The sequence below is a fragment of the Arthrobacter sp. SLBN-112 genome, assembly GCF_006715225.1.
Taxonomy (GTDB): Bacteria; Actinomycetota; Actinomycetes; order Actinomycetales; family Micrococcaceae; genus Arthrobacter.
Map to the genome: position 1 here is coordinate 2,436,822 of NZ_VFMU01000001.1, position 12,307 is coordinate 2,449,128.

Consider the following 12,307-nt stretch of genomic DNA (forward strand, 5'->3'; position numbering starts at 1 on the left):
ACCCGGACCAAGCAAAGGACCACCCATGACTTTTGACTACAAAGTTGCCGACATCTCCCTGGCGGAAGCCGGCCGGCACCAGATCCGCCTGGCCGAGCACGAGATGCCCGGCCTGATGTCCCTCCGCGAGGAGTTCGGCCCCACCCAGCCGCTCAAGGGTGCCCGGATCGCCGGTTCCCTGCACATGACGGTGCAGACCGCGGTGCTGATCGAGACCCTTACCGCGCTGGGCGCCGAGGTCCGCTGGGCCTCCTGCAATATCTTCTCCACCCAGGATGAGGCCGCCGCGGCCGTGGTGGTGGGCAAGGGCACGGTTGACGATCCGCAGGGCGTGCCGGTGTTCGCCTGGAAGGGCGAGACCCTTGAGGAGTACTGGTGGACGGCCGAGCAGATCCTGACCTGGCCGGGCGCCGAATCCAACCCTGAGCTGGGTCCCAACATGATCCTGGACGACGGCGGCGACGCCACCATGCTGGTCCATAAGGGTGTCGAGTTCGAGGCTGTTGGCAACGTGCCCTCCGCCGATCCCGAGGATTCCGAGGAATACGGCATCTTCCTCGAGGTGCTGCGACGTTCCCTTGCTGCGGACCCGCAGAAGTGGACCCGGACGGCGGCCACGATCCGGGGCGTCAGCGAGGAGACCACCACCGGTGTCCACCGGCTGTACCAGCTCGCGGACCAGGGCAAGCTGCTCTTCCCCGCCATCAACGTCAACGACTCCGTGACCAAGAGCAAGTTCGACAACAAGTACGGCATCCGCCACTCCCTTCCCGACGGCATCAACCGGGCCACCGATGTGCTCATGGGCGGAAAAGTCGCTGTCGTCTGCGGTTATGGCGACGTTGGCAAGGGCGCGGCGGAAGCGCTGCGGGGCCAGGGCTCACGCGTCATCGTGACCGAGATCGACCCCATCTGCGCGCTGCAGGCGGCCATGGACGGCTACCAGGTGGCCAAGCTGGAATCGGTCCTGGCCCAGGGTGACATCTTCATCACCACCACCGGCAACAAGGACGTCATCCTGGCCGAGCACATGGCCGGCATGAAGAACAAGGCCATCGTGGGCAACATCGGCCACTTCGACAATGAGATCGACATCGCCGGCCTGGCCCGCATCCCCGGCGTCAAGAAGGTCGAAATCAAGCCGCAGGTACACGAATGGGTCTTCGATGAGGGCTCCAGCGAGGAGCGCTCCATCATTGTCCTGTCCGAGGGCCGGCTGCTCAACCTTGGCAACGCCACGGGCCACCCGTCCTTTGTCATGAGCAACTCGTTCGCGAACCAGACCATTGCGCAGATCGAGTTGTGGACCAAGCGGGACCAGCACGAGTACGAGAACAAGGTCTATGTGCTGCCCAAGGTCCTGGACGAAAAGGTGGCCCGGCTGCACCTGGACGCCCTGGGTGTTGAACTCACGGAACTGACCAAGGACCAGGCGGAGTACCTGGACATCGACGTCGCCGGTCCGTACAAGCCCGAGCACTATCGTTACTGAGACGTAAGGGCCCGGGCGCAATCGAGCGCCCGGGCCGTTATTTTTTGCACGTAGGATCGAAAACATGGAGCCTGATGTAAAGCCCCGTCGCCGGGGGACTGCCAAGAAAATCCTTGCTGTGGCTGCCGTCTGTGTCCTGGCTGCCGTGGGCGGGGTCTTCGCCGCCGTCGCCCCGGGCCTTGCCGGCGGCCCGCTTGAATCCGAAGCAGGCTCCGCACTGCGGACATCCCCTGGCATTGCTTCCCCTGTTGTGCCGCCAGTGACTTTTGACGCGGCGCCGGCCAACGGCGCCAAGCAGGTGAACCCCGCGGCCCCGGTGTCGCTGAAAGTGGGCAACGGGACAATCCAGCGCGTCACCCTGGCCAGCACTGCGGGCAAGACCATTGACGGCAGCATCGATTCCAGCGGGACGGCGTGGTCCGCCACCGGGCCCCTGGAATTCAACACCGAATACAGCTACACCTATGTGGTCAAGGACGGCGCAGGACGCGAGACCAGCACCACGCAGTCCTTCAACACCGTGACAAGCTCACACGAGGCAGACGCCGCCATCTACCCGCTGAACGGCATGAAGGTGGGCGTGGGGCAGCCGCTGCAGATCATCTTCAGCGAACCCGTAACCAACCGTGCCGCCGTGGAAAAGGCCATCAAAATCACCACGACGGGGGGACAGGCCGGAGCCTTCCACTGGTACAGCGACACCATGGTCCGGTACCGCCCGGAGAACTTCTGGACTGCGAACTCAACGGTCACCATGGACATGCAGCTCTTCGGCGTCGACCTGGGCAACGGCCAGATCGCAAACTTCAACAAGAAGGTGAATGTCTCGATTGGAGACAAGAAAGTGGCCATCGCCGATGCCACCGCACACACCTTCACGCTCAGCGTCAACGACCAGCCCGTCAAGACCCTGCCCGTCAGTATGGGGGACAAGCGCTTCCCGTCAGCAAAGGGATACGCGGTGCTGATGGAGAAAAACCGTTACGACCACTTCAGGGCCGCAAGCATCGGCTTGAAGCCTGATGATCCGGCCTACTACGGTGAAGCGGACGTCGAATACACCATCCGCCTGACCCTGAGCGGCGCCTACATCCACCAGGCCCTCGAGTCGGCCTACCCGTTCATTGGGAACGCCAACGTGTCCCACGGCTGCATTGGCTTCCTGCCTGACGGAGCGGCATGGGTATTCGACAACATGGGAACCGGCGACGTGGTCCAGATCATCAACACCGAGGGTGACTACGCGGCGAACACGGACGGGTTCGGCGACTGGAACATCCCGTGGAGCGAGTACGACAACTAAGTCAGCCGGTGAAGGGCAGCCGCTGCAGCCGCTGCCCGGTTTCAGTGTTCCGCCGGCGTAACAGCGACAGCCTGGTGAACTCCCTGTTCCGCCGTTCGGCAACGACGGCGGCCAGGTAGTCATCGGCGCCCGTGCCCGGGGGCGGGGGCGGGGCCACGTATGCGAAAAGCTCCGCGGCGATGGCCTCAGCCATCCCTGCCCTGGACAGCGGCGCCATCCGGACCGCCTGGCGGATGAACTGGGCGGCCCTGCGGGCCGTGGCATCGGGGATGCGGCCGATGTCCGCCGCGGCAGCCCACGCCTGCAGCTGGGGCGGAACAAAAACCCGGAGGGCCTGGTCTGCAGGAACCCGGCCGCGGACGGAGTAGGTGCCGGCCAGAAGGTCGCCGAGCCGCCTGGACTTGTCGTTGAAGAGCGCCACGGCGAGGGCGAGCCCGCCGAGGGTCAGGTAGATCTCGAGGAACCCGGTGAGTCCGCGGATCAGTGCATGCCGGAACCTGATGGCGCCGCCGTCTTCACGGACCACCCGCAGGCCTGTAGCCAGCTTGCCCAGCGACCGGCCACGGCTCAGGGTCTCGACGCCCACCGGCGCCACCACCAGGCAGAATACGACGGCGGCCAGGCCAAGAGCCCGCGCGGCTGCCTCATCGAGGTCCGCGCCGGCGGCGGACAGGCCAATCATGATCAGTACGAGCAGGACCACGTGGATGACGACGTCGATGGCAAGGCCCAAGGCCCGCGCGGCGAAGCTCGCCGGACGGAGTTCGAGGACCACTGCCTCGCCGGTAATTATCGGGCTCACACGGTGTCCCTGCCCTTCGCAGCTGGTGGTTCGGACGATCACATGGTGCGGACCGTCAAAGTCTAGTGCCGGGCGCTAGGCTGTAGCCGTGGACATGGATGCCTTCGCCGCCGTTAATGCGGACAAGTGGGCGCGCCTGCAGGAGCTTGCCGGCAAAGGCAGGCTCACCGGTGCCGAGGCCGATGAATTGCTGGCGCTGTACCAGTCCACGTCCGGCCACCTGTCGCTGGTCCGCTCGGTGGCTCCGGAAAGCGGACTCTCCGCTTCGCTCTCGGCCACGCTGGCCCAGGCGCGGACCCGCTTTACCGGCGCCCGCTCAAACGCCATGGCTGACCTGGCACGGTTCTTCGTGGTGGCCCTGCCTGCCGCGCTGTACCGGCTGACCTGGCTGACCTTGGCATGCGGCACCGCTTTCGTGCTCATCGCTGCCGCCTACGCCGCCTGGATCGGCACGTCCGCCGAAGCGCTCCGGGCCGTGGTTTCCGAGACGGCTGCCGCCCAGTACGTGGACGAGGACTTCATCAACTACTACTCGGAGAACCCGGCAGCATCATTTGCCGGTGCCGTTTGGACCAACAATGCGTGGATCAGTGCGCAGGCGGTGGCCCTGGGGATCACTGGGATCTGGGTGCCGATGATCCTGTTCAGCAACGCACAGGGAGTAGGCATCGCAGCCGGCATTTTTGCGTCCGCCGGCAAATCCGACGTCTTCTACAGCTACATCCTGCCGCACGGGCTAATGGAGCTCACCGCCGTCTTCGTTGCCTCCGCCGCAGGCCTTCGGATCTTCTGGGCGATGGTATCGCCGGGGCCGCGGACACGGGGCAGGGCCGTGGCGGAGGAGGGCAGGTCGCTGATCACGGTGGCCCTGGGGCTGGTGGTGGTGCTGTTTGTCTCGGGCCTGGTGGAAGGGTTCGTCACTCCGAGTCCGCTGCCGGCTTGGGCCAGGATCAGCATCGGGGCGGCTGTTCTCACCTCGTACTGGTCGTATGTCCTGCTGCTGGGCAGGCGGGCTTTCCTGGCCGGGGAGCGTGGCGACCTCCGCCGCGAAGACGCCGGCTACACGGAAATCGCTGCCTGAATCGTTGTAATCCCGCCGGGGTGGTTCCTCGCCCCGCGGAACTTCCGGACGGTAGGCTCGTCTGCAGAACGAATCGCACCGGCTGACTGGGACCGGTGCGGAACCCTACGGAAGTGACGCTGCTGTGAATGACGAGACACCGGCCCGCGCCAAAAGCGCCGCGCCGCAGCCGGAACCTTTCCTGGACACGTCCGGGGATTCCGACGAGCCCGCGTTTTCCTGGCTGACACCCGCCGCCGGGGACAAACCTGCGGGGAACAAGCCCTCCCGCGAGAACCCTGCCGCGGACAAATCCGGTCCCGGCGCGTCCGCCTTGGAAGAGGGCGGGGAAAAAGCCGGCCGGAACCAGGCACCGGCAGAGACCACAACAGCCCAGCCCGGAAGCCGGGCCGACCGCAAGGCTGCGGAAGCCGCCGTCGGATCCTCCTCCACTGCCGTCTCATCTGCAACCGCCGGATCATCCGCCACTGGCACCACCCGCACGTCCGCTGGGGGAACGTCCGCCACGGACCCCTCCGCGAACGGGCCCGGCAGCAGCGCCGGTTCGCCGGTCTTCAAGGAACCACTTCCCACCTCCGCCCTGCACGTCCGTCCCCCCGAGGAGGAAGTGGAGCGCCGCAATGCCCAGCGCGAAAGCGCCGCCAATGCCAAGCCGGTGGCGCCGCGTGTCATGCAGGTCCTGCTGGCCATCATCTACCCGCTGATCCTGCTGATCCTGGCCGTCCGGGCCGTGACCAGCCCACTCTTCCTCTGGGTGGAGTACAACCGTCCAGGCTTCCCCGGTGACGGGTACGGTTTCAGCACGGACGACAGGATGACCTACGGCTCCTATGCCGTGGACTACCTCAGCAACTGGGCAGGCCCACGGTACCTGGGCGACCTGGTGCACCGCGGCGGCGAAAAGCTCTTCAAGGACGGCGAAGTCAGCCACATGGCCGACGTCAAGGCGGTCATCCTGTCCACCTTTGGCGCAGGTGCTCTGCTGCTCCTCCTCGCGCTGATCGCCATCCTGTACCTGCGCAGGCGCAGCACCGGCGGGATCCGGCGCGGCCTCTTTGCCGGCTCCATCATCACGCTGGCCCTGATCCTGGGCCTCGGTACGCTGGCGGCACTGGGCTGGCAGCAGTTCTTCACCGAATTCCACCGGATCTTCTTCGCCGATGGATCCTGGACCTTCAGCCTGGACGACACCCTGATCCGGCTGTTCCCCAGCCAGTTCTGGATTGACGCCGGCATCGTCATCGCCGGCCTGGTGCTCGTGGCATCCGTCGTGACTCTGGTGCTCACCTGGCCGACGCGCAAACGCCGCGGTCTGGCGCCAAAGCCGGTACAGGCGGATCAGGAACAGGCAAACCAGCAAAAGGCTGATCAGCCGTAGATGCCGGCGATCTCCGCCTGGAATTCCTGAACGACGGCGGACCGCTTCAGTTTCAGGGACGGTGTCAGGTGCCCGGACTCCACAGTGAATTCGGCATCCAGCAGCCTGAACGTGCGCACCGACTCCGCCTTGGACACCGTCTGGTTGGCCAGGTCCACTGCCTCCTGCAGGGCAGCCAGGATGTCCGGGTCCTTCGCGGCTTCGCGGAGGGGGAGCGGAGGCAGGCCGCGCTCTGACCGCCAGTTGGCAACCCCGTCCGGGTCCAGGGTCAGCAGGGCTGACACGAACGGCCTGCCGTCGCCAACCACCACGGCATGCCCCACGAGTTGGTGGCTGCGGATTTTCTCCTCCAACGGCCCGGGCGCCACGTTCTTGCCGCCCGCCGTGACCAGGAGGTCCTTCTTGCGGCCCGTGACGGTAAGGAAGCCGTCCTTGTCGAGTTCGCCAAGGTCTCCGGTGCGGAGGAATCCGTCCACAAACGCTTCGGCGTCCGCCTCCGGATTGGCGTGGTAGCCCCGGAAGACGCCAATTCCCTTCACCAGGATTTCGCCGTCCCCGGCAACGCGGATGGTGGTGCCCGGAATGGGGATGCCCACTGTTCCCACCTTGGTGCGGGAGGGCGTGTTGGCAGTGCACGGCGCCGTGGTCTCGGTCAGCCCGTACCCTTCCAGGACGGGAATGCCCACGCCACGGAAGAAATGGGCATCCTCGGAAGCCAGGGGGCTGGCGCCGGAGACGGTGTATCCCACCTCGCCGCCCATCGCCTGGCGCAGCCGCGGGTAGACCAGCCGGTCGTACACTCCGTGCCGGATCCGGCTGAGCAGGCCCGGGCCCGATCCGTCGCCGCGGCTGTGGCGGTCCTGTTCGCGTGAGTACTCGATGGCGGCAGCTGTTGCGGCCTCGAAGAGCCTGCCCTTGCCTGCCACAGCGGCTTTGTGCGCGGCAGTTGCCCGGACTTTCTCAAAGATGCGCGGCACTACCAGCAGGAAGGTGGGCCGGAACGTTCCGAGGTCGTCCAGGAGCTGGGCGGCACCCGGGGTGTGGCCCAGGGTTGCCCCGGCAGTAAGGCATACCACCTGGACGGCGCGGGCCAGCACGTGGGCCAGCGGCAGGAACATCAGGGTGCGGGCCTGGTCCTTTTGCAGGATTTCGGGCAGGAACGCAACGATGTTCTTGGCCACCAGGGCAAAGTTCCCGTGCGTGATCTCGCACCCTTTAGGTTTGCCCGTGGTGCCGGAGGTGTAGACCAATGAGGCGAGGTCGGCCAAACCTGCACGGCTGCGCTGCCGTTCCAGTTCAGCGTCACTGACTCCGGTGCCTGCAGCGGCGAGGCTGGCAAGGTCCGGAGCCTCGCCGTCGTAATCCATCCGCACCACGTTGACCAGGCGGTCGCTGAGCTCGGCGGAACCGGCCACCACGCCGCTTACCAGCTGCACTGTGGCGCGGTCGCCGGCGAAGACACGGCGGACCCCTGCATCCTTGATGATCCACTCCACCTGGCTGGCGGAGGACGTTTCATAAATGGGCACCGTGACGCCGCCAGCGAACCAGATGGCGAAGTCCACCAGCGTCCATTCGAACGAGGTGCGGGACATGACGGCTACGGTGTCGCCGGGCTCCAGGCCTCCGGCGATGAGCCCCTTGGCCAGGGCACTGACGTCCTGGAGGAATTTCTGCGCCGTGACGTCGACCCAGCCGTTGGGGCCCTTCCGCCGGTACAGTGCGTGGGCCGGATTGGCGGCGTGCTGCTCCAGCAGCAGGTCAGTCACGTTGCTGTTGGCGTCAAGCTCAACCAGCAGTTCCGTGCTCGCTTCTCTCACAGCCGGTCTCCGTTTCCGCTGCCATGCCGCGGCAGCGGCTCCTTCAGGTCTCTGTTGCCATCCTGCCCTAGATCCAGGACGGCATCCACATCCGGACCTTCCAGTCGACGTAGGGGATGACTTCTGCGGCCCAAATCGGGTAGAAGAACGCCGACAGCAGGACTGCCGCCGCAAGGAACAGGACCACCAGGTACATCCCGGAGCGCCGGCGCCACGGCGGGTCCGTAGCCCGGCCCAGGACCAACCCCAGGCAGTACACCAGCGCCAGGACCAGGAACGGTTCGAAGGATACCGCGTAGAAGTAGAACATGGTCCGCTCCGGGTACATGAACCACGGAAGATAGCCCGCGCCGACGCCGGCCAGCACGGCCCCGGCCCGCCAGTCCCGGCGTCCCACCCACCAGAAGAGCAGGACCACCAGGGAGATGGCTGCGGCCCACCAAACCAGCGGGTTCCCGACGGACAAGATGGCGGAGGTGCACTTTTCCACGTCACAGCCGGGGGTGCCCTGGGACGGGGATTCATAAAAGAACGACGTCGGCCGCCCCATCACCAGCCAGCTCCACGCACTTGCCTGGTAGGGGTGCTCGGAGCTCAGTCCCTGATGGAACTTGTACGCTTCGAGGTGGTAGTGGACAAGCGACCGGACGGAGTCAGGCAGCCAGCCCCATTCCGTTGAGGGGTTGGTTTCAGCCCAGTGGCGGAAGTAGGCGTTCTCGGACAGGAACCAGCCCGTCCATGTGGCGGAGTAGACAATGGCTGCCACGGGCACCATGGCGGTGAAGGCGGGAATTCCGTCCCGGATCGCGCCGCCGCTGATCCAGCCGCGGATGCCCGCCACGCGCCGGGCGTTGAGGTCCCACAGCACGGTGAGGAGGCCGAATCCGGCGAGGAAGAACAGGCCGGACCACTTGGTGCCCACCGCCAGGCCCAGGCAGACTCCGGCAGCCACCCGCCACCAGCGCACACCCAGCCATGGCCCGGACAGCAGCGCCCCGGCCGCGGGCTGCCCGCCGTTCGCGGCAGCGGTCCGGGCAAGCCGCCCTGCCAGGCGCCGCCGCCCGTCGTCGCGGTCCATCAGCAGGGCGCTGAAGGCGGCAAGGATCCAGAACGTCAGGAAGATGTCCAGCAGGGACGTCCTGGACATCACCAGATGGTGGCCGTCGACGGCGAGGAGCAGCCCCGCGGCGCCGGCGAGCGGAAGCGAGCGGAACAGTTTCAAAGCGATCAGGGAGACCAGCAACACCGTGAGGGTGCCCGTGAGGGCTGCGGCGAAGCGCCAGCCATAAGGGTTGTCCGGCCCGAACAGCCACATGCCGGCTGCGATCATCCACTTGCCCACGGGCGGGTGGACCACATACTCGGGTGTGTTCAGCAGGACGTCAGGGTTGCCTGCGTTGAAGGAATCATTTGCCTTGTCCGGCCAGCTGCGTTCATAGCCGCTGATGAGGTAGGAGTAGGCGTCCTTGACGTAATAGGTTTCGTCGAACACCAGTTTGTGCGGCACCTCAAGGCGGATGAAGCGGAGGAGGCCGCCCACAACTGCCGTCAGGACCGGGACCAGGACACACCAGAGCCGGAGTGTCGGTGGATAGTCCCGCCAGGACGTGCCGGCGCCGGTAAGCCTTGCCCTCAGAGCCTCGACGGTGAACGCCTCATCAGGCCGGCTGATCCAGGGGCGGGCAACCTTCCCTGCAGGCTTCGTCCCGGTTGCTCCGGTTCCGCCAGGGGATTCCGCCGGGCCGGGCTTCCCGGGCCCCGTGGGCCGCGTCGAGGTCTGCGTCACGAGCCCCATGCTACCTTTTGCGACTGGAAGACCCGGCGGCAGTAGGCTTGGGAGGTGGACCCCAACCCCAGCCCCCTTTCCGAAACCGCCCCTGCGACCGCGGGGCGGATCGTCCTTGCCGCCACTCCCATCGGAAACACCGGAGATGCCTCAGCCCGCCTGGTGGAACTGCTGGGCACCGCGGACATCGTGGCGGCCGAGGATACCCGGCGCCTCCACCGCCTGGTGCAAAGCCTGGGCGTTGCCGTCGCGGGACGCGTCATCAGCTACCACGAGCACAATGAGGCCACCAGGACTTCTGAACTCCTGGACCAGGTGCGTGCCGGCAGTACCCTCCTCATGGTCACCGACGCCGGGATGCCAGCGGTCTCTGATCCGGGTTTCCGGCTGGTGGAGGGTGCCATCGCGGCGGGACTTCCCGTCACCGCGGTTCCCGGCCCCTCCGCGGTCCTCACGGCGCTGGCATTGTCTGGCCTGCCCACGGACCGGTTCTGCTTCGAGGGGTTCCTTCCCCGCAAGGCCGGCGAAAGGGCCTCCCGCCTGGCGGACCTTGCCGGGGAGCGGCGCACCATGGTGTTCTTCGAGGCACCGCACCGGCTGGAGGCAATGCTGCGCGCGCTGCGCGAGCGGTTCGGACCGGACCGCCGCATCGCAGTATGCCGGGAACTGACCAAAACCTACGAAGAAGTCATCCGCGGCACTGTTGGCGAATTGCTCCAGTGGGCTGAGGACACGGAGGTCCGCGGCGAGATCGCCGTGGTGCTCGGCGGGGCACCGGAACAGGCAGCCGGTACCCCGGAGGACCACGTGGCCGCGGTCAACGAACTGGTGGCCCAGGGCATCCGGCTGAAGGAGGCCGTCGCCGCCGTCGCCGAAGATGTCCGGGTCAGCAAACGGGAGCTCTACTCCGCTGTCCTTGCCGCCCGGTAGCCAGCCCCAAACCCATCTTCCGGTTTCCTGTGCAGGTGCACAGCGAAGCTGTGATCCCGCAGTGCGCAACGGCGTAGACCGGGGGAGTGGCCCGCAGTAGTCTGACTGTTAATCAGCCCCATGATCCCGGTCACTCCGGCCGCGGCGACGGGCTGCCACAACCCTACTGACGAGGGAGTCATCGTGACTGTCACTGCACAGCCGGCCGTTACCGCCGAGCGCGAAACCCGGCTTTTGGCCTCCGTTCCCACCGGACTGCTCATCAACGGTGAGTGGCGCGACGCCGCATCAGGCAAGACGTTCGACGTGGAGGATCCCGCCACCGGGAAGGTGCTGCTGAGCATTGCTGACGCCGGTCCCGAGGATGGTGCGGCCGCCCTGGATGCCGCCGCAGCCGCCCAGGAATCCTGGGCAAAGGTGCCGCCCCGCGAACGCGGCGAAATCCTCCGCCGGGCCTTCGACCTGGTGACCGAACGCGCAGACGACTTCGCCCTCCTGATGACCCTGGAAATGGGCAAGCCGCTGGCCGAAGCCCGCGGTGAAGTGACCTACGGCGCCGAGTTCCTGCGCTGGTTCTCCGAAGAAGCAGTACGCGCCTTCGGCCGCTACTCGGTCTCGCCCGACGGCAAGTCCCGCCTCCTGGTCACCAAGAAGCCGGTGGGCCCCTGCCTGCTGATCACCCCCTGGAACTTCCCGCTGGCCATGGCCACCCGCAAGATCGCGCCGGCCGTAGCCGCCGGCTGCACCATGGTGCTGAAGTCGGCCAACCTCACGCCGCTGACCTCGCAGCTGTTCGCCGCCGTCATGATGGAAGCCGGCCTGCCCGCCGGCGTCCTGAACGTCATTCCCACCTCCACGGCAGGCGCCACCACCGGGCCGCTGATCAAGGACTCCCGGCTGCGCAAGCTCTCCTTCACCGGCTCCACCGAAGTGGGCCGCCGCCTGCTGGCAGATGCGTCCGAAACCGTGCTGCGGACCTCGATGGAACTGGGCGGCAACGCCCCGTTCCTGGTCTTCGAGGACGCAGACCTGGATGCAGCAGTGGCCGGAGCCATGCTGGCGAAGCTGCGGAACATGGGCGAAGCCTGCACCGCGGCCAACCGCTTCATCGTTCACGAGTCCGTTGCCGGTGAATTCGCGGAGAAGTTCGCGGCGAAGATGAAGGAGATGACCACCGCCCGCGGCACGGAGCCCGAGTCCAAGGTGGGCCCGCTGATCGACGCCAAGAGCCGGGACAAGGTCCACGAGCTGGTGTCCGACGCCGTTGCCTCCGGTGCCAAGGCCGTCCTGGGCGGCGGACCGGTGGAGGGTCCCGGCTACTTCTACCAGCCCACCATCCTTTCCGGCGTCACCGAAGGCACCCGGATCCTGTCCGAGGAAATCTTCGGTCCCGTGGCCCCGATCATCACCTTCAGCAGCGAGGACGACGCTGTGCGGCTGGCCAACAACACCGAATACGGGCTGGTGGCCTACGTCTTCACCAAGGACCTGAACCGTGGCATCCGGATGGGCGAAAAGCTCGAGACCGGCATGCTGGGCCTGAACGCCGGCGTCATCTCCAACGCTGCTGCACCCTTTGGCGGCGTGAAGCAGTCGGGCCTGGGTCGCGAAGGCGGGCTGGAAGGCATCGAGGAATACCTCTACACGCAGTACATCGGCATCGCCGACCCCTACGCCGGCTAGTTCCGGCGGTTACCCAACCCTCATGTGCCGGC

At 66.5% G+C, this 12,307-nt stretch carries 9 protein-coding genes; 6 read left to right on the plus strand and 3 right to left on the minus strand.

All coding sequences use genetic code 11. The features are described from left to right. The first annotated feature begins 25 nt into the window (after positions 1 to 25). Positions 26 to 1,492 carry an adenosylhomocysteinase gene (gene ahcY, locus FBY33_RS11390; protein ID WP_142030658.1) on the plus strand — a complete coding sequence of 489 codons (1,467 nt, stop codon included), beginning with the start codon at positions 26 to 28 and terminating at the stop codon, positions 1,490 to 1,492. Between the two features lie 64 nt (positions 1,493 to 1,556). Beyond that, positions 1,557 to 2,795: a L,D-transpeptidase gene (locus FBY33_RS11395; protein WP_142030659.1), complete on the plus strand. Its 1,239-nt coding sequence runs from the start codon at positions 1,557 to 1,559 to the stop codon at positions 2,793 to 2,795. Between the two features lies 1 nt (position 2,796). Here FBY33_RS11395 and FBY33_RS11400 read toward each other — a convergent pair whose 3' ends face one another. Continuing rightward, a complete protein-coding gene (locus FBY33_RS11400; protein ID WP_142030660.1) occupies positions 2,797 to 3,597 on the minus strand; it encodes an RDD family protein in 801 nt (266 codons plus the stop codon). A gap of 88 nt (positions 3,598 to 3,685) precedes the next feature. On the opposite strand from FBY33_RS11400, the gene FBY33_RS11405 reads away from it, so the two are divergent. After that, the gene (locus FBY33_RS11405) at positions 3,686 to 4,678 is read left to right on the plus strand and encodes a stage II sporulation protein M (protein ID WP_200831368.1); all 993 of its coding nucleotides are present in this window, start codon (positions 3,686 to 3,688) and stop codon (positions 4,676 to 4,678) included. Between the two features lie 124 nt (positions 4,679 to 4,802). After that, positions 4,803 to 6,056: a TIGR01906 family membrane protein gene (locus FBY33_RS11410; protein ID WP_142030661.1), complete on the plus strand. Its 1,254-nt coding sequence runs from the start codon at positions 4,803 to 4,805 to the stop codon at positions 6,054 to 6,056. Here FBY33_RS11410 and FBY33_RS11415 read toward each other — a convergent pair. Together FBY33_RS11415 and FBY33_RS11420 are read right to left on the minus strand one after the other, a co-directional pair. After that, complete coding sequence (locus tag FBY33_RS11415; RefSeq protein ID WP_142030662.1) at positions 6,047 to 7,876, minus strand: AMP-dependent synthetase/ligase; 1,830 nt, start codon at positions 7,874 to 7,876, stop codon at positions 6,047 to 6,049. The two genes, FBY33_RS11410 and FBY33_RS11415, sit on opposite strands and share 10 nt — an antisense overlap. Positions 7,877 to 7,943: 67 nt before the next feature. Beyond that, entirely contained in the window at positions 7,944 to 9,671 is a 1,728-nt protein-coding gene (locus FBY33_RS11420) for a dolichyl-phosphate-mannose--protein mannosyltransferase (protein WP_142030663.1), read from the minus strand. Positions 9,672 to 9,716: 45 nt separating this feature from the next. Here FBY33_RS11420 and rsmI point away from each other — a divergent pair, with 45 nt between their 5' ends. Continuing rightward, entirely contained in the window at positions 9,717 to 10,592 is an 876-nt protein-coding gene (gene rsmI, locus FBY33_RS11425) for a 16S rRNA (cytidine(1402)-2'-O)-methyltransferase (RefSeq protein ID WP_142030664.1), read from the plus strand. Between the two features lie 183 nt (positions 10,593 to 10,775). Continuing rightward, complete coding sequence (locus FBY33_RS11430; RefSeq protein WP_142030665.1) at positions 10,776 to 12,275, plus strand: NAD-dependent succinate-semialdehyde dehydrogenase; 1,500 nt, start codon at positions 10,776 to 10,778, stop codon at positions 12,273 to 12,275. Positions 12,276 to 12,307: the final 32 nt, after the last annotated feature.

Coding starts and splice junctions, on each gene's coding strand:
- FBY33_RS11420 (WP_142030663.1), bottom strand. CDS start 9,671: ATGGGGCTCGTGACGCAGACCTCGACGCGGCCCACGGGGCCCGGGAAG.
- ahcY (WP_142030658.1), top strand. CDS start 26: ATGACTTTTGACTACAAAGTTGCCGACATCTCCCTGGCGGAAGCCGGC.
- FBY33_RS11395 (WP_142030659.1), top strand. CDS start 1,557: ATGGAGCCTGATGTAAAGCCCCGTCGCCGGGGGACTGCCAAGAAAATC.